1 protein-coding gene is annotated in these 1,723 nt (G+C 62.4%); it reads right to left on the bottom strand.

What is annotated here, in order from left to right:
• A complete protein-coding gene (locus EOL86_14555) occupies positions 1–1,722 on the bottom strand; it encodes an aldehyde ferredoxin oxidoreductase (GenBank protein NCD26793.1) in 1,722 nt (573 codons plus the stop codon).
• Between the last annotated feature and the right edge of the window lies 1 nt (position 1,723).

Here is a 1,723-nt window from a genome sequence, read left to right as displayed (position 1 = left end):
TTAAACCTTGGCGCCCTGCAACTCGGCGGCGGTGAAATTCCATCCGACGTTGTGCGGGGGAAGGGTTTCATCCTGGAAGAAACGGGGCAGCTGGTCGTCGACATCGGTGAAACCGGCGCGACGGTTGAAGTCCAGCTCGTCCTTGAGGCAATTCACGCCAATGCCGATCATCTCGTCGACGCTCATGTCCTTGCCCGTCAGGCCAGACACCAGCTTGGCCATGCACGGCACCCCGCGCGCGTCGTCCAGAATGGCAAAGGCCACGAACAGGCACAGTCCCAGGGAATCGATCGCGGCCGTGGCCACCTGCAGATTCTTCGACAATTCGATATTGCCTTCATTTTTCAGGCCATCCACGTCGCCGCCGACCTTGAGGACGTTCTGACACACGCCGTAGCCAGCCGTGTGGTCCGCGCCCATGGGCGTGGTGGCGTAGGTCACGCCGACACCCTTGACCGCGCGCGGGTCATAGGCGGGCAGGGCCTGATTCTTGACCGTGGGCACGCGGTCCACGCCAAAGGCCTTGGCCGTGTAGCCCGTGCCGTTGCCGTAAATCCGCCCCAGGGGATCCTGGGAGCCGACCTTGTTCAGCTCGGCGATGACCGCCTTGCTGTCACCCCAGGGAATCACGCCGCCTTCCATGGCCATGGCCATGGTGTTGGCCAGCTCGATGGTGTCCATGCCGATCTCGTCGCAGGTCCGGTCCATCGTGGCGATGTCGTCCAGGTTGTCGATGAGCAGGTTGGCGCCAAAGCCCCAGATGGTCTCGTATTCGAATCCCGTGGTCAGGAACTTGCCATTGGCGTCGTTATAGACCTGGGAGCATTGGATGATGCAGCCGGTGTGGCAACCGTGCTTGGTCTTGCCGCCGCGCTTCTCGATATTGGCGGCCATGGTTTCGCCGGAAATTTTCTCGGCGCGATCGAATTTGCCCTCGCGGAAGTTCTTGGTCGGCAGGGCGCCGGCCTCGTTGATGACGTTGACCAGCACGGCCGTGCCAAAACCGGGCAGACCCTGGCTGGTGACCGGGTGGTTGCGCAGCACGTCAACCCATTCCTTGCGGGCCTCCTTGAACAACTCCTCGTTGCCGTATTCGGTCTTCACGTTGGCCGTGGGATCGAGAATAATGGCCTTGATTCCCTTGGAACCCATGACCGCGCCCATGCCGCCGCGACCGGCGGAGCGGGACGGCAGACCCTCGGGATCGGAGAACTGGATGGTGGCCGCAGCCAGGCATTGTTCCCCGGCCGGGCCGACCATGCAGGTCACGGCCTTGTCGCCATAGACGGCCAGAAGTTTTTCCTGGGCGGGGTAGGTGCGCATGCCGGCCACGGTGGAATCCTTGAAGACGACATTGTCGGCGGACACGAAAATTTCCTGCATGGGACTGCCGGCGGCGGGCTTGTCTTCCAGGATGATGGCCTGCAGGCCGAGCTTGGGCAGGGTGTGTCCAAACTGGCCGCCGGAGTTGCTTTCCTTGATGCCGCCGGTCAGGGGGGACTTGGCGCCCACCGAAATCCGGCCCGAGTTGGCGGCATTGGTCGGAGCGAGAACACCGCCGGCGAAGATCAGCTTGTTGGCGGCGGAAAGCGGGTGACAGTCCGCCGGAACTTCCTTATTCACCACCCTGGAGGTCAGGGCACGTCCGCCCAGGCCGACCAGATCGCCAAGCTCTTCGAATGTGAAGCTCTTGGTTCGCGTATTGATGCGTAGAATTTTCATG

The sequence above is a fragment of the Deltaproteobacteria bacterium genome (genome assembly GCA_009930495.1).
In the GTDB taxonomy this organism is placed as follows: domain Bacteria; phylum Desulfobacterota; class Desulfovibrionia; order Desulfovibrionales; family Desulfomicrobiaceae; genus Desulfomicrobium.
The sequence above is the reverse complement of the archived record's forward strand: the minus strand, read 5'-3'. Positions and strand labels throughout refer to the sequence as shown.